Raw genomic sequence first — 18,769 nt, 5'->3', positions numbered from 1 at the left:
TCACCACGCAATCAACATGACAAAGGCCAGACACACGCAAAGCGTAAAGAGGGACAGATCCATTAACAGGGGATGCCAGATTTCGCCAGAATAGATCCCGTCGCGTAGCAGGCGATGAACAACTAGCCAGAGGATAAATCCTGCAACAAACGCCTTGAAAATAGGGGGGAAGTAGACAGATGCTCCGATCATTAAATCTTGTAGGGGCAATCCTGTTGCATTAAACATAAACTTCACGGGCAAAATCCTTGGCGAAAAGAGCGTTGCTATAGGTTTAGCAAAAAAAGGGACAATGTGTCTCTGTAAGGCATAATGTCTGAAAAAATGTCAACCGGTAAGCAAATTTGGCAATACATTTGTTTTGGGAATACAAATGCTGCACACTATTCTAAAATCAGCACAATAACTTAGCAAGCTAATTATAAGGAGATGAAATTGGAATCGCCATTAGGTTCTGATCTGGCACGGTTGGTGCGCATTTGGCGTGCTCTGATTGACCATCGCCTGAAACCTCTGGAGTTGACGCAGACGCATTGGGTTACGCTGCACAACATTCATCAGTTGCCACCGGATCAATCACAGATCCAGCTGGCTAAAGCGATTGGTATTGAGCAGCCTTCATTGGTGCGTACGCTCGACCAGTTAGAAGAAAAGGGACTCATTTCACGACAGACTTGCGCCAGCGATCGTCGGGCAAAGAGAATTAAATTAACGGAGAAGGCCGAACCGCTGATTGCTGATATGGAAGCGGTTATCAACAAAACGCGCGGCGAAATTTTGGAAGGGATTTCCGCTGAGGAAATTGATCTGCTGATAAAACTGGTCGCCAGACTGGAACACAATATCATTGAACTGCAGTCGCAGGGCTAAAGCGATCAAAACGACGTGTGGCCAGAGGCTGACCACACGTGAATTCGATTAACGTGGAGACACGGTAACCTGGCTACCATTGTTAGCCATAACAACGCGCTGACCTGCAGAGAATTTGGTCGCACCCTGCTTCTGAACCACCATGATGGTATTACCGTCATCCTTACGAATTTCCAGTTCTACGCCCTGGGTTTTATTCATCGCGCCTTGTACGCCCTGGCCTGCTACGCCGCCGGCAACCGCACCCGCAGCTGTCGCTAATGAACGACCGGTACCGCCGCCTACTGTGTTACCGAGGAACCCACCCAGCACAGCACCACCAATAGCGCCAATCACGTTTGCGTCGTCACCACCCTGGATTTGCACCGGACGAACATGAACAATCGTACCGTAGGTAACGTTCTGAACTTGTTTCGCTTCGGATGCGGTATACACGTCACCTGAAAGGCTATCATTGTTAACGCAGCCCGCTAAAGATACGCCCATTAATGAAACAATCAGCACACGTTTAATCATTTACAAATCTCCTTTGTCACCACGAAACGCTAATAAAGCACTCCTCATGGCTAAATTATATGGCATTTGTGAGTCTAAGGTCACATGTTCTACTGGAACAATATGAAAATCTTAACCGAAATCGGGTTAACCGAGTATAAACGAATCATTCATCACGTTAATGGAATTTAGGGGTTACTGGAAAGATTAACCCACAAAAATCATTAAGGAAGCATGGAATTAGTCGACACTTTATGGTGGAGTGTCAAGGCTAATTTGCTTAAAAGGATGACGTATGAAATCGGGCCGTTTTATCGGAGTGATGTCTGGAACCAGTCTTGATGGTGTGGATGTTGTGCTGGCGGCGATAGATGAAACGATGGTTGCGCAGCAGGCAAGTCTGACATGGCCCATCCCCGTTCATGTAAAACAGGCCATTCTGGATATCTGCCAGGGGCAGCAACTGACGCTTTCCCAATACGGTCAACTGGACACGCAGTTGGGGCGTTTGTTCGCCGATGCGGTCAATGCGTTGCTGCAGCAGGAAAAATTAAAACCGCAGGATATTGTTGCGATCGGCTGTCATGGGCAAACCGTGTGGCATGAACCGACAGGAATTGCGCCGCACACGCTACAAATTGGTGATAACAACCAGATTGTTGCGCGTACCGGGGTAACGGTAGTCGGTGATTTTCGTCGGCGCGATATCGCGTTAGGCGGACAGGGGGCACCGCTGGTTCCTGCTTTTCACCAGGCGTTGCTGGCGCATCCAACGGAGCGCCGGATGGTGTTAAATATTGGTGGTATTGCCAATCTGTCACTGCTCATCCCAAAACAACCGGTTCGGGGATATGACACCGGTCCGGGCAATATGCTGATGGATGCCTGGATTTGGCGGCAATGTGGCCAACCTTATGATAAAGATGCGCAATGGGCCTGTTCGGGTACAGTGATTCTGCCGCTGTTGCAAACGATGCTTAACGACCCGTATTTTTCTGCACCAGCACCAAAGAGTACGGGGCGTGAGTATTTTAATTATGGCTGGATTGAACGCCATCTGGCGCAGTTCCCGGGAATTAGCCCACGAGACGTACAGGCGACGTTGGCTGAATTGACGGCCGTGACGATTTCCGAACAGGTCCTGCTGAGCGGAGGGTGTGAACGGTTGATGGTATGTGGCGGTGGTAGTCGCAATCCACTTCTTATGATGCGTCTGGCGGCGCTGCTGCCGGGTACGGAAGTGACCTCCACCGATGAAGCAGGGATCAGTGGTGATGATATGGAAGCGTTAGCCTTTGCCTGGCTGGCGTGGCGTACACTCGCGGGACTGCCGGGGAACCTGCCTTCTGTGACCGGCGCATCTGAGCCCAGCGTTTTAGGGGCTATTTTTCCCGCCAATCCACGAACTCAGAGTTAACTGAAATTATTCCAGGCGGTATACCGATAAACTAGGGATGTTAGGGAGGGTGTTTTTGCCCTCCGGGACCAGGAAAGTCTTCAGGATATGGCTATGAAAAAACTGTTATTAGTGTGTCTGCCCGTATTGCTTACCGGTTGTAGTGTGTACAACCAATTTGTCGAGCGTATGCAAACGGATACGCTCGAATATCGCTGTGATGAAAAACCGCTTACCGTAAAGTTGAATAATACCCGACAGGTAGCGAGCTTTGTTTATGATAATCAACTATTGAATCTCAAACAGGGCGTGTCGGCATCGGGTGCACGCTACACAGATGGTATCTACGTCTTCTGGTCTAAAGGAGACAATGCGACGGTCTATAAACGAGACAGAATTGTGCTGAATAACTGTCAGTTACAGAACCCGAAGCGTTGAGATTTTCACCTGGGCGGCGCACAATAGCGTCACCCACTGACAATCCGTAGCCCAACATCATGTCTGATAACGACGAATTGCAGCAAATCGCGCATCTGCGCCGTGAATACACGAAAGGCGGTCTTCGCCGCCGCGATCTTCCCGCCGAACCCCTCGCGCTGTTTGAGCGCTGGCTGGGGCAAGCCTGTGATGCCAAACTGGCAGACCCTACCGCGATGGTCGTCGCAACAGTCGATGAACACGGCCAGCCGTACCAGCGAATCGTGTTGCTCAAACATTATGATGACAAAGGGCTGGTGTTTTATACCAACATGGGTAGCCGTAAGGCGCACCAGATCGAGAACAACCCGCGCATCAGCTTGTTATTCCCCTGGCATACGCTGGAACGGCAGGTGATGGTTATCGGTAAGGCCGAACGCTTGTCCACGCTTGAGGTGGTGAAATATTTCCACAGTCGCCCGCGCGATAGCCAGATTGGCGCCTGGGTTTCTAAGCAGTCCAGTCGGATCTCCGCACGTGGAATTCTGGAAAGTAAATTTCTTGAGCTGAAGCAGAAGTTTCAGCAAGGGGAAGTTCCGTTGCCAAGTTTCTGGGGCGGATTTCGCGTGAGCATTGAACAAATGGAGTTCTGGCAGGGTGGCGAAAACCGTCTGCACGACCGTTTTTTATACCAACGTGAAGATGACGCGTGGAAAATTGACCGCCTGGCCCCCTAAAGATGCAAAATTCTTGTTTTAAGCGCTGGTGCTGATGAATCCGGCGCTTTATTCTATGTCTCTTTCGCATCAGGCGAAAAGTCGTGTACCGGCAAAGGTGCAGTCGTTTTATACATGGAGATTTTGATGGCAAGCAGTAACTTGATTAAACAATTGCAAGAGCGGGGGCTGGTGGCCCAGGTGACGGACGAGGAAGCGTTAGCAGAGCGACTGGCGCAAGGCCCGATCGCGCTCTATTGCGGCTTCGATCCTACCGCTGACAGCTTGCATTTGGGGCATCTGGTTCCATTGTTATGCCTGAAACGCTTCCAGCAGGTAGGCCATAAGCCTGTTGCGTTGGTAGGCGGTGCAACGGGTCTGATTGGTGATCCGAGCTTTAAAGCCGCCGAGCGTAAACTGAATACCGAAGATACCGTGCAAGAGTGGGTGGATAAAATCCGCAAACAGGTTGCACCGTTCCTCGATTTCGACTGTGGCGACAACTCGGCGATTGCTGCGAACAACTACGACTGGTTTGGCGGTATGAACGTACTGACTTTCCTGCGTGATATCGGCAAACACTTCTCCGTAAACCAGATGATCAACAAAGAAGCGGTTAAGCAGCGTTTGAACCGTGACGATCAGGGGATCTCCTTTACCGAGTTTTCTTACAACCTGCTGCAAGGTTATGATTTTGCCTGCCTGAATAAACTGCATGGCGTGGCATTGCAAATTGGTGGTTCTGACCAGTGGGGGAACATCACCTCTGGTATCGATCTGACCCGCCGCCTGCATCAGAACCAGGTATTTGGCCTTACGGTTCCGCTGATCACTAAAGCTGACGGTACCAAGTTCGGTAAAACGGAAGGTGGCGCAGTTTGGTTGGATCCGAAGAAAACCAGTCCATACAAGTTCTACCAGTTCTGGATCAACACGGCTGATGCGGACGTATATCGCTTCCTGAAATTCTTCACCTTTATGGACATTGAAGAGATCAATGCGCTGGAAGAAGAAGATAAGAACAGCGGTAAAGCACCGCGTGCCCAGTATGTTCTGGCTGAGCAGGTAACGCGTCTGGTTCACGGCGAAGAAGGTTTAGTGGCGGCGAAACGCATTACCGAAAGCCTGTTCAATGGTAACCTGAGCGATCTGAGCGAAGCGGACTTCGAACAGCTGGCGCAGGATGGTGTACCAATGATCGAAATGGACAAGGGTGCCGACCTGATGCAGGCGCTGGTGGATTCTGAACTGCAGCCTTCGCGCGGTCAGGCGCGTAAGACCATTGCGTCTAATGCGGTCACCATTAATGGTGAGAAACAATCTGACCCGGAATATTTCTTCCAGGACAGTGATATTTTGTTCGGCCGCTACACCTTACTGCGCCGTGGCAAAAAGAACTACTGTCTGATTTGCTGGAAATAAGTAAAAGTCAGCAGGGGCGTGGGAAACTACGCCCCTTTATTTTTTAGGGTTGTGGTAAGTAAAATGAAGAATATCCTCGCCATCCAGTCCCACGTTGTTTTTGGCCATGCCGGCAACAGTGCTGCCGAATTTCCGATGCGTCGTCTTGGCGCGAATGTCTGGCCGCTCAACACCGTTCAGTTTTCTAACCACACGCAGTACGGTAAATGGACCGGCTGTGTTATGCCGCCCAGCCACCTGACTGAAATTGTTCAGGGTATTGCTGATATCGATAAACTTAAGACCTGCGATGCGGTGCTGAGTGGTTATCTGGGATCCGCAGAGCAGGGCGAGCATATTCTGGGTATTGTGCGCAAAGTGAAAGCGGCAAATCCTCAGGCGAAATTCTTTTGCGATCCAGTGATGGGGCATCCTGAAAAAGGCTGCATCGTGGCACCTGGCGTTGCGGAATTTCATGTTCGTCATGCACTTCCGGCCAGCGACATTATCGCGCCAAATCTGATTGAGCTCGAAATTCTGTGCGAGCATGCGGTTAACAATGTTGATGAAGCGGTGATGGCTGCCCGTGAACTGATTGCTCAGGGACCGGAAATTGTGCTGGTTAAGCATCTTGCCCGTGCAGGTATCAGCGCAGATCGTTTTGAGATGCTGTTGGTTACCGCCGATCAGGCGTGGCATATCAGCCGTCCGCTTGTCGATTTTGGCGCACGCCAACCGGTTGGCGTTGGTGATGTCACCAGTGGCTTGCTGTTGGTTAAACTGTTGCAGGGGGCTTCATTGCAGCAGGCGCTGGAGCATGTGACTGCGGCGGTGTACGAAATTATGATCGCCACCAAAGAGATGCAGGAGTATGAACTGCAGGTGGTTGCCGCCCAGGATCGTATCGCGAAACCAGAACACTACTTTAGCGCCACTCAGCTGTAATCAATGTGCAATGGCGCTCACGCTTATCGGGCCTACGTTTTTCTGTAGGCCGGGTAAGCGCAAGCGCTACCCGGTAACAACAATTAATTTAACCCTTCCGCTTTAAGCGCTGCGGCAACTGCCGGACGCTCAGCCATGCGCGTCATATACGCCTCGATATGGCTTAATCCTGCCATATTCAACTTAACTGCATACGCCCAACGTAGCACGGTAAACAGATAGGCATCAGCAATGCTGAAGCGTGCGCCGCAAATCCACGGGTTGTCTTTCAGCGATTCGTTCACATATTGCATTTTTTTCTCAAGCAATGCGCGAACGGTTGGTTTGTACTCCTCTGGCGTATCCGGGCGGAACAGAGGGGTAAAACCTTTATGTAGCTCTGTAGCGATATAGTTAAGCCATTCGATAGTTTTGTAGCGGGAGAGGCTGCTGGTAGGGGCCAGGAGATGACGGTCTGGAACGGTATCTGCCAGATATTGCATGATGGCAACGCCTTCGGTCAGTAGTGTACCGTCATCCAGCAACAGTGCGGGAACTTGTCCTTTCGGGTTTACCGCGAAAAAATCGTCGCCGTTTTCCAGACGTTTCTTCATCAGATCAACACCATCCAGCGTGAAATCTTTACCGCTCTCACGAAGTGTGATGTGGGAAGCAAGAGAACAAGCGCCCGGTTTGTAGAACAGTTTCATCGGTAACTCCTTTTGGCTGAGGTATACCGTATGGTAGTGCTACCTGGAACAAAAAAAAAGCCGCTAACAACAGTTAGCGGCCTGAAATTAAGTTTCCCTGAGAATTACGCTGTTGCGGCCTTAGAGGCTTTCTCACTGACGTCGTCATCTTGCGTCATGCGGTTCAGTTTCGGCGCAGTCAGCAGCATCAGAACGGCGATAACTGCGGTAGCAACACCAATCTGCAGGAACACGCGACCGTAGACTTCAAGGGACATCAACGGGTCGGTCACATTCTCTGGAACTGCCATCATGTTAGCCACGTAACCACCGATGATGTTTGCACCCGCAGTTGTCAGGAACCAGCTACCCATAATGAAGCCCATCAGACGCTGTGGAACCAACTGTGCCACCATCGCCAGACCCAGACCAGAAATCATCAGCTCACCAATACTTTGCAGACCGTAGCAGATGATCAGCCAGTTAACAGAAACGATGCCCGCATCAGTCGCAAATTTCGCACCCAGCGGCAGGATCAGGAATGCGCCTGAGCACAGCACCATACCGATAGCGAACTTGGTAGGCATTGGCAGAGTGTCGCCCATCTTGTTATAGATAGCGGCAAGAATTGGGCTACCGATGATGATCCAGAACGGGTTCAGTGCCTGATACTGTTCTGGTTCGAAAGCAATACCCAGAATAGAGTGTTCAACGTTACGAATCGCGAAGAAGTTCAGGGACGTCGGCATCTGGCTGTACAGCACGAAGAATATAATGGCTTCCAGCATCAGAATAAAGGCGACGATCATCTTACGACGTGCAGCACCCTGCATAGAGAACGCTTCTTTCGCAAAAATAACCACGATACCCATGGCGATAACACCCAGAACCATACGTGCGATGCCCTGGTTGTGCAGCAGCCATGTTGCGATAGCGATAAGCACCACAACACCAACAATGGTCAACAGCAGGTTGCGGAAGTTGATAGGTTCAAAGTCAGGCTTGGAGCCGTACTGTTTAACCCAACGCTGGCAGAATGCGAAGTTAACAACGGTGATCAGCATACCCACGACGCTCAGGGCGAACGCGGTGCTCCAACCGTAACGTGCTGCCAGCCACGGTGTTGCCAGCATAGAGAAGAATGAACCGATGTTGACGGACATGTAGTACATGGTGAATGCACCATCAAGACGCGGGTCATCTTTGGCATAGCAGGTAGAAAGCAGAGAGGATGGGTTTGCTTTAAACAGGCCGTTACCGACCGCGATGGCCGCCATACCCATATAAACGATACCCGCATCGTGACCAGACCATGCAACCAGTGCATAACCAATAGCCAGGACAACGGCACCCAACATAATCACACGCTTTGTGCCCAGAACTTTATCACCTAACCAGCCACCAATAGCAACAAGGCCATATACCAGGGCGCTAAAGGAGGAGAAAAGAGTGATGGAATCCGCTTCTGACATACCCAGTTGCTTCACCAGGTAGACGGCCATAATCCCTTGCAGGCCGTAATAACCAAAACGCTCCCACAGCTCAATTGAGAAAATGAGATAGAACGCTTTTGGTTGTTTGAAGGCGTTTAAACTGACGCTTTCTGTTGGTTTATTGTTTGCAGTAGACACTTTTACCTCTTTTTTTACATCCCATATCAACGGGGGTGTTCTGGTACGTGATGAGTCAAGTTCATCCGTCCGATTGTTATAGTGGGAGGGGAAACGGCAAGTAATGTTCACTATCTTGGCCATTCAGACAAGGGGTTTGTAATAATCTGTTACATATAACTCAGGTGGTGAAATCGTCGGGGCTGAGAAATGTTATCCAGCGTTAAATTTCTTCATTTGAAGAATGGCAGATTTTTACACTGTCAGGATGGGGTTAAAATGGGAATGTGGCGATATGTTCTGCTATTTTGGCTTGAAGGTAGTGATATAGCCCATTATCTGAAAAATAGCCAGTGTAATGTTTTGTATCGAAACGAGCCTGCCAGGTCATCTGATTGTCATTTTAACTGCAAAATAATAAATATTTTACATAATGTTATCAGAGTGATCTTGATCACGGATGGATAGAAATTTCTACTATTAAAAAAACGATTAACCTGCTCAGGTGTTAGTTCACAAGAATATTACATTAGATATGCAGGAAGGTACGGCATCATTGTCGGGAAATGAACGATTGAGAAGTGCATAACTAATCGTTATGGAATAGGGGCCAGCGTTATGGCCCCATACTGTCAGATATCGACTTTCTCTTTGAATTCACAAAGATCTTCAATAATACAGGAACCGCAGCGTGGTTTTCTGGCTATGCAGGTGTAGCGACCATGAAGAATTAACCAGTGGTGACAATCGACTTTAAATTCACTGGGGACGACTTTCAGCAGTTTCTCTTCGACCTGTTCGACGTTTTTACCTGGGGCAAATTGTGTACGATTGCAGACCCGAAAAATATGGGTATCTACGGCAATCGTTGGCCAGCCGAAGGCGGTATTCAATACCACATTGGCCGTTTTACGACCAACGCCTGGCAGCGCTTCCAGTGCCGCCCTGTCTTCTGGTACTTCGCCATTATGCTGTTCCAGCAGGATACGGCAGGTCTTAATCACGTTCTCAGCTTTGCTGTTGAACAGACCAATCGTCTTGATATACGACTTAACCCCCTCAACACCGAGCTCGAGCATGGCAGCAGGGGTATTGGCGACGGGGTATAGCTTAGCCGTTGCTTTATTGACGCTGACATCGGTGGCTTGCGCGGAAAGCAAGACCGAAATCAGCAGTTCAAACGGTGACGTAAAGTTGAGTTCGGTAGTGGGATGCGGATTGTTGTCACGCAGGCGCGTCAGTATTTCCAGCCGTTTCGTTTTGTTCATTACACATTCCCTGTTTCACCCGTCGGGTCTGCTGCCATAGCGGCCTCAGCACGACGTTTCTTCATCTTTTCATCAATCAGATACTTAACAGCCAGCATCAGCCCAAGGCCAATAAATGCACCCGGCGGTAGCATGGCCAGCAGAAATGGTGTGTCAGTATGGAAGATCTCCACGCGCAGGACTTTGGCCCAATTGCCCAGCAGTCCGTCTGCACCGTCGAACAATGTACCGTTACCTATTATTTCACGCAGCGATCCGAGAACAAACATGGCGCCGGTCGCCCCCATGCCAATAGAAAAACCATCGAGAGCGGATAAAGCGGGGCCCTTTTTCGCGGCAAAGGCTTCAGCACGGCCAACGACAATGCAGTTGGTCACAATCAACGGGATAAAGATACCCAGTGATTGATACAGGCCAAAGGCGTAGGCATTGATAAGCATTTGTACCGCACTCACCACGGAGGCGATGATCATGACATAAATTGGAATACGGATTTCGGGTGGCGTCCAGCGGCGCAACGCTGAAATAGTCAGGTTTGTCAGGGTCAACACCAGCGTAGTCGCCAGCCCCAGACCTAACGCATTGGTTGCGGTAGAGGTAACGGCCAGCAACGGACACATGCCGAGTAACTGTACAAGGGCGGAGTTATTTTTCCAAAGTCCCTGAACAATGACGTCTTTAATTTCGCTCATGGTTACTCTCCACAGGCGCTAAGTTGAGGAAGTTGCGCAGGCAGCGTCTGCGCAAACAGGCCAGCACGTTTCACAGCATTAACCACTGCTCGGGGCGTTATGGTCGCGCCGGTGAACTGATCAAAATCGCCGCCATCTTTTTTCACCGCCCAGTGAGGGTCGTTTTCCGCATTAATCGTTTTGCCGCTAAAGTGGGTGATCCAGTCTGACAGACGTAACTCAATTTTATCACCGAGGCCGGGTGTTTCATGATGTTCCGTCACCCGCGTACCCAGCACAGTACCGTTGAAATCTACACCAACCAGCAGTTGAATTGCACCGGAATAACCATCGGGTGCCGTGGCCTCCAGAATTGCCGCAACCGGACGGTCGTCCTGGCGGGCAATATAGACACGATGTGTACCTTTACCTAATGCCTGCGCATTCACCAGATAGCAACTTTCTGGCAGATTGTTATTGTAGCGATCGCCAGGTAGTACCTGATCAAACAGCGCCTTTTGTTGAAGAGCCGCTTGTTCACCAATGGTAGACTTGGTTAACTGATTAATCGCCGCCGTTAACCCTGTAGAGCCCGCGGCAAACAGTGCCAGAGTGATACCGTGTTTACGAATCGTTTTCAGCATGCGTTGTCCTTAGTGATGTCCGTACACACGAGGACGGGTGTAATAATCAATCAGCGGAACGGTGATATTTGCCAGTAACACGGCAAAGGCCACGCCATCAGGATATCCCCCAAAACTACGAATCAGCCAGACCAACAGGCCCGCAAGCGCGCCAAAAATCAGGCGACCACGGTTGGTTGTTGATGCCGTAACGGGATCGGTAAGAATAAAGAATGCGCCCAGCATGGTAGCACCGGAAAGCAGATGCAACTGCGGTGATGCCAGCGACGCCGGAGAGAAAAACCAGCCTAACGTTGAACAAACGGCAAGTGACAGCAGAAAACTAACCGGGATATGCCAACGAATTGCTTTTTGCCATAACAAAACGATGCCGCCAGCCAGCCAGGCAAGGTTAACCCACTGCCAGCCTGCGCCCGCGAGCATGCCGCTGTAAATCGGATACTGCATCACCTGCTCAACAGTATGTCCCGCGTGCAGGGAGGTCTTAAAGGTGTCCAGCGGTGTTGCCTGACTGATACCGTCGATCCCTATACGGAGCGTGTTCATATCGCTACCGCCAGCGGTATGTCCGGTAAAGATAACGTTTAAAGCATCAAAAAAGCCGGGCACCGTAGCGGCAATTTCATGCGGTGGCAGCCAGCTTGTCATCTGCACCGGGAATGAGATCAACAGCACGACATAACCAATCATTGCCGGATTAAATGGATTCTGCCCAAGACCGCCATACAGTTGCTTGGCAATGATAACGGCAAAGACGGTACCCAGAATCACCATCCACCACGGAGCCAGGGGGGGGATACTGACGGCAAGCAACAACCCTGTCAGCAGGGCGGAGTTGTCTTTCAGGGTCGCGGCTACGGGCTGTTTACGTAGTTTAAGCACGCCCGCTTCTGCAGCGATGGCACTGACCGATGCCAGCGCTATCTGGAACAATGTACCCCAGCCGAAGAACCACCATTGAGCGGCAATTCCTGGTAATGCAGCAATCAGAACCAGCATCATGATACGCGATGTCTGACGCTGGTTATGGGTATAAGGGGAGCTAGCTATTCTGAATACCATTTATTCCTCGTTTACAACCTGCTGCTGTGCGGCTTTCTTGGCCTGAGCGCGGGCAATAGCGGCTTCGACGGCNGCTTTGCGCGGGTCAACCGGCTCGGCGGGGTCTGTGGTGGCTTGTTGCTCAAGTTTCCGGGCTTTGGCGCGGGCAATAGCAGCTTCGACGGCGGCTTTGCGTGGATCCATATCCGCGCTGCTGTCCTCTTCTTTTGACAGATTTTCACTGCGTGCGGCGCGAGCCTGCGCTTTTCGCGCTTCACGTGCGGCAATCACTGCGCTGTTATCAGGTTTTTCACCCGCCTGGATGACAACCGGCTGCATCGCCTGAGCCTGTTTCTCTTTTACGCGAGCCAGTGCGGCAGCGATGGCATCATGATCTTTCGCTGCAGGTTGTACAGCTGCGCTTTTATGCCGTTCAAGACGTGCCGCTTTTTCACGCTCAAGCCGGGCCTGGCGGGCCTCAAAGCGTGCTTTTGCTTCTGCAGCGCGTTTTTCTTCCTGACTGATGGCGTAAATCTCAGCCTTTTCCTGACGGAAGTACTGTACCAGCGGGATATTGCTTGGGCATACCCATGCACATGCGCCGCATTCAATGCAGTCAGCAATATTATGGGTTGCTGCTTTATCATGTTGCTGGCCTTTACTGAACCAGTAAAGTTGCTGCGGCAGAAGATCGGCAGGGCAGGCATCGGCACAGGCGCTACAGCGAATACAGCCTTTCTCTTCCTGCGGTTCACCCATTTCATTGGCAGAAGGCGCAAGAAGGCAGTTGCTGATCTTCACGATTGGGACATCCAGCCAGGGCAGGGTAAAGCCCATTAGCGGACCGCCCATGATCACCATCTGGTCAGCAGAAGGACAGAAACCTGCATCGTTGAGCAGATGACGAACAGGTGTACCCAATCGCGCCCAAACATTGCCTGGGCGACTGACTGCTTCGCCCGTTAGCGTGACCACTCGCTCTGTGATTGGCTCGCCGTCAATAACGGCCCGCTTGACAGCATAGGCAGTCCCAACGTTTTGCATCAGCACCCCGATATCGGAGGAACGTCCACCGTGAGGAACCTGTTTACCGGTCAGAATTTGCGTCAGTTGCTTGGCGCCGCCTGACGGGTATTTAGTGGGGATGACACGTAAGCTGATATCGTGAGAATCAGCCAACACAGCGCGCAGCATGGAGATGGCCTGCGGTTTGTTATCTTCAATACCCAGCAGAACTTCACGCGGTTGAAGAATATGAGCAAGTATGCGGATACCTTCGACTACCTGAGCCGCACAATCTTGCATTAAGCGGTCATCGGCGGTGATGTAGGGTTCACATTCAGCGGCGTTGATGATCAGTGTTTCAATTTTATCACCGCCACCTTGCAGTTTGACGCCAGTTGGAAAACCTGCGCCGCCGAGTCCGGCAACACCGAATTGGTGAATACGGGCTATGAGCTCCTCGCGGCTGTGGGCACGATAATTTGCCCAGCCGTCACGCTCAATCCAGCGATCCTCACCGTCCGCATCAATGATGACGCTAAGTTCAGCTAAAGCCGAAGGATGCGCGGTGGAGTGCGGGGCAATGGCAACAACGGTGCCGGAGGTTGGGGCGTGCACGGGCAGCATTCCGCCGCGCCCACGGGTCAGCGCCTGACCACGCAGCACGGTGTCGCCCACATTGACACACAGTTCACCTTCAGCGCCAATATGCTGCTTCAACGGAATAATAAAGCGCGGAGCCAGCGGAACCTGCCGCAGCGGTGTCCCGTTAGACTGGGTCTTCATTTCTGGTGGGTGAATGCCGCCATCAAAGTCCCAGATTTTATTTTTTCTGAATGCGGAGAATAACTTAAGCATGTTGTTCCACAGGAATGATGCGCACAGGAATAGTGTTTAAATCCCACTTCCAGCTGTCAGGTGTTTCGGCGACCGGGCGTAATTCGATACATTGGGTCGGACACGGATCAACGCACAAATTGCATCCGGTGCACAGATCGCTCATCACCGTGTGCATGGCGCGAGTCGCGCCCACGATGGCATCGACCGGGCAGGCCTGAATACATTTTGTGCAGCCGATACAGTTATTTTCATCAATGACCGCCAGCATACGGACGGGGGTAGCATCCTGCTCATCACCATCAATAGGTTGCGGATCGACGTTCAGTAGGGCCGCAATTTTTAGCATCACCGCTTCGCCACCAGGGGCGCAGCGGTTGATTTTTTCACCCTGGCAACCAATCGCTTCAGCATAAGGACGGCAGCCCGGGTAACCGCACTGTCCACACTGGCTTTGCGGGAGAATTTCATCAATTTTCTCCACGACCGGATCATCCTCGACGGCAAATCGACGAGAGGCATAACCCAAAATAGCGCCGAACGCCAGACCCAGCAGACTTACTGCGGCAACGGCAATCCAGATAGCATTCATTACAACTTCACCAAACCACTAAAGCCCATAAAGGCCAAAGACATTAAACCAGCGGTAATCAGCGCAATCGCATTACCGCGGAACGGGGCAGGAACGTCTGCCACGGCGAGGCGTTCGCGAATTGCGGCGAACAGAACCATCACCAGTGAGAAGCCGACGGCGGCGGAAAAACCGTACAGCGCCGACTGTAAAAAATTATGCCCAAGGTTGATGTTCAGCAACGCCACACCCAAAACCGCGCAGTTAGTGGTGATCAGCGGTAAGAAGATCCCCAGCAGGCGATACAGCGCAGGGCTGGTTTTGCGTACAACCATCTCGGTAAATTGCACTACCACGGCGATGACCAGAATAAACGCCAGCGTGCGCAGGTAGATGAGATCGAGAGGGATAAGGATCCAGGTGTCAATCAGCCATGCGCAAATGGATGCCAGCGTCATTACAAAGGTCGTGGCGAGGCCCATACCCATTGCGGTTTCCAGTTTTTTGGAAACGCCCATAAAGGGGCATAAGCCCAGAAACTTGACCAGTACAAAGTTATTGACCAGTACAGTTCCGACAAACAGCAGCAGGTAATCAGTCATTTTTCGGCCTGAAATAAAAAAGCCGCCTATTATCTGACAATCTACAACAGGCGACAACAGGTTAACTGTAGGGTTATTACGGGTTCACAAACGTTGTCTTAACGCGTTGCGAGCGTTTGAAATAGGGTACCAGCAGCGCAGCCGCCAACAATGGGAACAGCAGTTGACGCACGGCAAACGCATCCGGAACAGGAGAGAATGCAAACGCTTTAATCGCCAGCAATACCGAGATCAGCAGCCATATAATATAGTGTTTTGGCACACAGGCTCTGCGTTTGAAAAATGCGATGGTCAGCCACAGCGTGTAGTACCACATGGCAATAGCCGTAATAAAGGAGACGCCCCATAGCAGCAAATTCGTCGTACTTTGCTCGCTCAGCGTGTGGAATGTCTGCGGTGTGGCCAACGCAGTGACATACAGCAGTAACGCCAGCGAAGCACTTAACAACGCGACTAACAGCCAGGCCAATGGCCCAAGTAGCCAGCCTCCGATACGTTGTGCCGGTGTTGTAGTCATTTCATCTCCAGGTTTACGCGCGCGAACAGACGTGCCGTTCATTTTGGGGCAATTATTATAAAGCTTTTAACGTCAGACGCTACTTTCTTGTTTATTGCACGTAATGCCAGACGGATTTTGGCACCTGACCGACATCGAACAGGCGACCGCCCGAAATGAGCTCGGCACGACGGTGGTCTGCAGCGCGATACATATTGATAATGTCGCTATCGTCAGTAAGTGTGTAGTTAAGATGATCGAACAATTTTTCCAGACTTTCTAGCGAACTGATTTTGCGGAATTTTAATAAGTAATCCTGAACAGTCATAAAAGGCAATCCATATTAATAAAATAATACTAACGGAGTAGTAAATATTAAAAAACAACCAACGTTGTACAGGTAAACGCGAATTTGCACGCAAATGTAAGAAGAGTTTTCAACCCTGTGGGAAACCAGGCGCTATTCGCGCCTGCGGGAAGGGTAACGCGCTTCACGATCGCAGGCAATACGCGCTGGAGCGGGATGCGGCATAATTCGCTTTTTTTTGACAAAAACTGATCTTTTACAGCCCTACCCAGCAACCATCGCGGAGTTAACTGCCAGGCTATAACGGGCTGCGTATATTTATTTTTTCTGTACTGCAGCGACGGGTTCCGGTGGTTGGTAGTTGTCAATATGATTGGCAACACCCAACAGGATCACGGAGACCACGAGAACAATCCAACCTGTTAACTCAATAAGACGATTCATTACTGACGACATTTGCTTTGATTTATCCATAAACACAGGTAGCAAATGTTACTTATCAATAAATAATACAGCAAGAGCATTGGGAACGATTTCGATGACTTTTTCGCGGCAAGTTAACTCTAAGTGGCATATGTTTGACTTAAGTTAAGCAACAGCCTTTGTAGCACAAAGGTTATTAAACTATTGTGGCGCTACTATCTATGGTGTGAAATAGGCCAGATCTGAATTGAGAGGCAAAAACATGAGTGACAACATCCGCGTTGGGCTAATCGGCTACGGTTATGCCAGTAAAACTTTCCATGCCCCCCTGATCGTGGGCACTCCGGGTCTGGAACTGGTTGCGGTGTCCAGTAGTGATGAAACAAAAGTGAAGGCGGACTGGCCTTCAGTGGCAGTTGTTACTGAGCCTAAACACCTGTTTAACGACCCGAGTATTGACCTGATTGTGATCCCTACACCCAATGATACACACTTCCCGCTGGCGAAAGCGGCGCTGGAAGCAGGTAAGCATGTGGTTGTTGATAAGCCTTTCACTGTGACACTGTCACAAGCGCGCGAGCTGGATGCGCTGGCCAGAAGCGTAGGTCGCCTGCTTTCTGTCTTCCATAACCGTCGCTGGGACAGCGATTTTCTGACGCTGAAAGCGTTGCTGGCTGATGGCGCATTGGGTGAGGTGGCTTATTTTGAATCTCATTTCGATCGCTTCCGCCCGCAGGTCCGTGACCGCTGGCGTGAACAGGGTGGCCCGGGGAGTGGTATCTGGTATGACTTAGCGCCGCATCTTTTAGATCAGGCAATTAACCTGTTTGGCTTACCCGTTAGTTTGACGGTCGATCTGGCACAGCTCCGCCCGGGGGCGCAGTCAACAGATTACTTCCATGCCATCCTGACGTATCCGCAGCGACGGGTGATTCTGCACGGAACGATGCTGGCAGCCGCTGAGTCTGCTCGTTATATCGTTCACGGATCGCGTGGCAGCTATGTGAAGTATGGTCTGGACCCACAAGAGGAACGTCTTAAAAATGGTGAACGCCTGCCGCAGGAAGACTGGGGTTACGACATGCGTGATGGTGTACTGACACGTATGGAAGGCGATGAGCAGGTGGAAGAAACCTGGCTAACCGTGCCAGGCAATTATCCGGCGTACTATGCGGGTATCCGCGATGCGCTGAATGGTAACGGCGAGAACCCGGTTCCAGCCAGACAAGCCATCCAAATCATGGAACTGATTGAGCTGGGCATTGAATCGGCGAAACACCGATCGACACTGTGCCTTGCCTGATAATGTCCAGGCATCTTATCCGGCCTACATTGTAACGTAGGCCGGATAAGCGTTAGCGCCATCCGGCAATAAAACCACTACGCTGCGGCGACTTTCTCACGCAGTGCTTGTTTCTCTACATTGCTCAGGAACGCCATTTCCAGACCATTGATTTGCGCCTGGCGAATCTGTTCACGCGTTAATCCTGCAGCCGGGGCGGCTACGGTGTATTCGTGAATAATATCCACGCCCTGAACCGCCGGATCGTCCGTATTCAGACTGGCCAGTACACCGTGCTCAAGGAATGTTTTCAGCGGATGCGTCGTCAGTGAGGCGACGGTACTGGTTTGAATATTCGATGTCAGGCAGGATTCAATACCGATACGCTGCTCGGCGAGAAAATCCATCAGGGCGCGATCTTCGACGGCTTTTACACCGTGGCCAATACGCTCTGCTCCCAGTTCTCTGATAGCTTGCCAGATGCTTTCCGGGCCTGCCGCTTCACCTGCATGAACCGTGATATGCCAACCTGCGTCGCGCGCACGGTTGAAATGGGACAGGAACAAACTGCCCGGGAAACCGAGTTCATCGCCGGCCAAATCCAGCGCTGTGATGTGATCACGGTGCGCTAGCAGTGCATCCAGTTCCTGCAGACAGGCAGCTTCGCCGAAGGTACGGCTCATAATGCCAATTAAACGGGCTTCAACGCCAAAGGTCTTGCAGCCCTCGCGTACGCCGGCAATAACGGCTTCAACCACTCCTGCAACGGGGAGTTGATGCGCCATAGCCATGTAGCCTGGAGAAAAACGTAATTCAACGTAATGCAGACCATTACGTGCGGCATCCTCGATATTTTCAAATGCGACGCGACGACAGGCATCTAGCGATGCCAGCACTTTCACACCCCAGTCAAGCTTTGACAAAAAACTGACCAAATCAGGCTCAGTTGACGTTACCTGCACGTGAGGGATCAGCGTTTCAAGTGTTTGAGCAGGAAGCGTTAAATTAAACTGACGACCAAGATCCAGGATCGTTTGGGCACGGATGTTCCCATCAAGGTGGCGATGGACGTCGGTTAAAGGAAGGGAAGTATCAATCATGGTCGCA

General features: G+C 51.0%; 22 protein-coding genes. 7 read left to right on the top strand and 15 right to left on the bottom strand.

Annotation, left to right across the window (positions count from 1 at the left end; genetic code table 11):
* Positions 1–237 (bottom strand): DUF1656 domain-containing protein, encoded by a 237-nt coding sequence (locus NNO02_RS06125; RefSeq protein ID WP_202038724.1) that lies wholly within the window; start codon positions 235–237, stop codon positions 1–3.
* Positions 238–429: 192 nt separating this feature from the next.
* Between NNO02_RS06125 and slyA the strand changes: the two genes are divergently transcribed.
* Entirely contained in the window at positions 430–870 is a 441-nt protein-coding gene (gene slyA / locus NNO02_RS06120) for a transcriptional regulator SlyA (protein WP_019076732.1), read from the top strand.
* Between the two features lie 48 nt (positions 871–918).
* Here slyA and slyB read toward each other — a convergent pair whose 3' ends face one another.
* Entirely contained in the window at positions 919–1,386 is a 468-nt protein-coding gene (gene slyB / locus NNO02_RS06115) for an outer membrane lipoprotein SlyB (RefSeq protein WP_003029175.1), read from the bottom strand.
* Between the two features lie 274 nt (positions 1,387–1,660).
* Between slyB and anmK the strand changes: the two genes are divergently transcribed.
* The 5 genes from anmK to pdxY all read left to right on the top strand — a co-directional run bounded on the left by anmK (position 1,661) and on the right by pdxY (position 6,240).
* Positions 1,661–2,782 (top strand): anhydro-N-acetylmuramic acid kinase, encoded by a 1,122-nt coding sequence (anmK, locus tag NNO02_RS06110; RefSeq protein WP_271450045.1) that lies wholly within the window; start codon positions 1,661–1,663, stop codon positions 2,780–2,782.
* 87 nt (positions 2,783–2,869) lie between these two features.
* Positions 2,870–3,199 carry a C-type lysozyme inhibitor gene (gene mliC, locus NNO02_RS06105; protein WP_202038722.1) on the top strand — a complete coding sequence of 110 codons (330 nt, stop codon included), beginning with the start codon at positions 2,870–2,872 and terminating at the stop codon, positions 3,197–3,199.
* A 59-nt stretch (positions 3,200–3,258) separates the two neighbouring features.
* Positions 3,259–3,915, top strand: coding sequence for a pyridoxamine 5'-phosphate oxidase (gene pdxH, locus NNO02_RS06100; protein WP_048211753.1), 657 nt, complete (start codon positions 3,259–3,261; stop codon positions 3,913–3,915).
* Positions 3,916–4,041: 126 nt separating this feature from the next.
* Complete coding sequence (gene tyrS, locus NNO02_RS06095; protein WP_271454402.1) at positions 4,042–5,316, top strand: tyrosine--tRNA ligase; 1,275 nt, start codon at positions 4,042–4,044, stop codon at positions 5,314–5,316.
* A 63-nt stretch (positions 5,317–5,379) separates the two neighbouring features.
* Positions 5,380–6,240: a pyridoxal kinase PdxY gene (pdxY, locus tag NNO02_RS06090; protein ID WP_271440570.1), complete on the top strand. Its 861-nt coding sequence runs from the start codon at positions 5,380–5,382 to the stop codon at positions 6,238–6,240.
* Positions 6,241–6,323: 83 nt separating this feature from the next.
* Here the strand turns inward: pdxY and gstA are convergent, their stop codons facing one another.
* From gstA to blr, 12 genes are all read right to left on the bottom strand, one after another.
* Entirely contained in the window at positions 6,324–6,929 is a 606-nt protein-coding gene (gene gstA / locus NNO02_RS06085; RefSeq protein WP_202038721.1) for a glutathione transferase GstA, read from the bottom strand.
* A 104-nt stretch (positions 6,930–7,033) separates the two neighbouring features.
* A complete protein-coding gene (gene dtpA / locus NNO02_RS06080; protein WP_271440569.1) occupies positions 7,034–8,539 on the bottom strand; it encodes a dipeptide/tripeptide permease DtpA in 1,506 nt (501 codons plus the stop codon).
* 611 nt (positions 8,540–9,150) lie between these two features.
* Positions 9,151–9,786: an endonuclease III gene (gene nth / locus NNO02_RS06075; RefSeq protein WP_137381266.1), complete on the bottom strand. Its 636-nt coding sequence runs from the start codon at positions 9,784–9,786 to the stop codon at positions 9,151–9,153.
* Positions 9,786–10,478, bottom strand: a complete 693-nt coding sequence (locus NNO02_RS06070) for an electron transport complex subunit E (RefSeq protein WP_271454401.1) — start codon at positions 10,476–10,478, stop codon at positions 9,786–9,788. Before NNO02_RS06070 ends, nth begins: the two co-directional genes overlap by 1 nt.
* A 2-nt stretch (positions 10,479–10,480) precedes the next feature.
* Positions 10,481–11,101: an electron transport complex subunit RsxG gene (gene rsxG / locus NNO02_RS06065; RefSeq protein WP_271454400.1), complete on the bottom strand. Its 621-nt coding sequence runs from the start codon at positions 11,099–11,101 to the stop codon at positions 10,481–10,483.
* A gap of 9 nt (positions 11,102–11,110) precedes the next feature.
* The gene (rsxD, locus tag NNO02_RS06060) at positions 11,111–12,163 is read right to left on the bottom strand and encodes an electron transport complex subunit RsxD (protein ID WP_271454399.1); all 1,053 of its coding nucleotides are present in this window, start codon (positions 12,161–12,163) and stop codon (positions 11,111–11,113) included.
* On the bottom strand, positions 12,164–14,002 hold the full coding sequence (gene rsxC / locus NNO02_RS06055) for an electron transport complex subunit RsxC (protein ID WP_271454398.1): 1,839 nt from the start codon (positions 14,000–14,002) through the stop codon (positions 12,164–12,166).
* Complete coding sequence (gene rsxB / locus NNO02_RS06050; RefSeq protein ID WP_271454397.1) at positions 13,995–14,573, bottom strand: electron transport complex subunit RsxB; 579 nt, start codon at positions 14,571–14,573, stop codon at positions 13,995–13,997. The genes rsxC and rsxB overlap by 8 nt, the downstream gene beginning before the upstream one ends.
* Positions 14,573–15,154, bottom strand: a complete 582-nt coding sequence (gene rsxA, locus NNO02_RS06045) for an electron transport complex subunit RsxA (protein ID WP_005121199.1) — start codon at positions 15,152–15,154, stop codon at positions 14,573–14,575. The genes rsxB and rsxA overlap by 1 nt, the downstream gene beginning before the upstream one ends.
* A gap of 76 nt (positions 15,155–15,230) precedes the next feature.
* Entirely contained in the window at positions 15,231–15,671 is a 441-nt protein-coding gene (locus NNO02_RS06040) for a DUF2569 domain-containing protein (protein ID WP_040233903.1), read from the bottom strand.
* A gap of 91 nt (positions 15,672–15,762) precedes the next feature.
* Entirely contained in the window at positions 15,763–15,978 is a 216-nt protein-coding gene (ydgT, locus tag NNO02_RS06035; protein ID WP_003832804.1) for a transcription modulator YdgT, read from the bottom strand.
* 297 nt (positions 15,979–16,275) lie between these two features.
* Entirely contained in the window at positions 16,276–16,401 is a 126-nt protein-coding gene (gene blr, locus NNO02_RS06030) for a division septum protein Blr (RefSeq protein ID WP_040233850.1), read from the bottom strand.
* A gap of 241 nt (positions 16,402–16,642) precedes the next feature.
* Here blr and NNO02_RS06025 point away from each other — a divergent pair, with 241 nt between their 5' ends.
* Positions 16,643–17,683, top strand: a complete 1,041-nt coding sequence (locus NNO02_RS06025) for an oxidoreductase (RefSeq protein WP_048211743.1) — start codon at positions 16,643–16,645, stop codon at positions 17,681–17,683.
* 77 nt (positions 17,684–17,760) lie between these two features.
* Here NNO02_RS06025 and add read toward each other — a convergent pair whose 3' ends face one another.
* A complete protein-coding gene (gene add / locus NNO02_RS06020; RefSeq protein ID WP_271440564.1) occupies positions 17,761–18,762 on the bottom strand; it encodes an adenosine deaminase in 1,002 nt (333 codons plus the stop codon).
* Between the last annotated feature and the right edge of the window lie 7 nt (positions 18,763–18,769).

The sequence above is a fragment of the Citrobacter sp. Awk 2 genome, assembly GCF_028069815.1.
GTDB lineage: Bacteria > Pseudomonadota > Gammaproteobacteria > Enterobacterales > Enterobacteriaceae > Citrobacter.
Note: the sequence above shows the minus strand (reverse complement) of the source record. Positions and strands in the feature narration are given on the sequence as shown.